The organism is Luteitalea sp., assembly GCA_009377605.1.
GTDB lineage: Bacteria > Acidobacteriota > Vicinamibacteria > Vicinamibacterales > Vicinamibacteraceae > WHTT01.
Map to the genome: position 1 here is coordinate 1 of WHTT01000268.1, position 673 is coordinate 673.

Annotated in this window: 1 protein-coding gene; it reads right to left on the reverse strand. The window is 68.6% G+C overall.

Going from position 1 to position 673, the window contains the following annotated elements; genetic code table 11:
* Positions 1-74: 74 nt before the first annotated feature.
* Positions 75-641 carry a hypothetical protein gene (locus GEV06_28870; GenBank protein MPZ21855.1) on the reverse strand — a complete coding sequence of 189 codons (567 nt, stop codon included), beginning with the start codon at positions 639-641 and terminating at the stop codon, positions 75-77.
* Between the last annotated feature and the right edge of the window lie 32 nt (positions 642-673).

Below are 673 nucleotides of genomic sequence, written 5' to 3' on the forward strand. Positions count from 1 at the left end.
GTCGGCGCGGACGCGGCGTGCCCGATCTGAGACGTTGCGGGAGCGCCATCTGTTACGGGCGGCAGGGGCGGTCATCAGGTCGCCTCGCGGTCGAGATCTGTGATGACCGTCTCCACTTGCCGGCGGGTGTTCTTCCAGGTCCCCGATGAGCGGTCGCGGACCCCTGACAGCTCGTCGGTGACCTCTGCGACGGTGGCCCCTGAGGCGAGCAGGGCGACCACCCGCTGACCTTGGGCAGACCTCGGGCCAACCTCGGGCAGACCTCGGGCAGAACCCTGCTGTTGCGAACCTGTTCGCAAGAGGCCGGCCTCAGGTTCGCCCAAGGTTCGCCCGAGGGTCGCAGAGGCGAACGTGGACACGTCCATGGCGCTCACCTGCGGCTGGACGACGCGGACCGCTCCGTCCTCACCTGACAGCAGGAACCCGTGCCCTGGCGGCAGGTTCGCCGTGTCGGGCAGGTCATCGGTCGGCATCCCCGACAGCATCCTCGCGTCCGTGCGGCGCATCCTCATGAGCAGGAAGTCGGGGATGGTGTCGCGCATGTCCCCGCTGCCGCCTGTCCTGGATGCAGACCAGCGTTGCCCGAGCAGCACCGCGCGGACCGACAGCTTGCGGCCCTCCTGCGCGAGGCTGTCGAGCAACGGTAGGCGTTGCTCATCACGATACCCTTCCT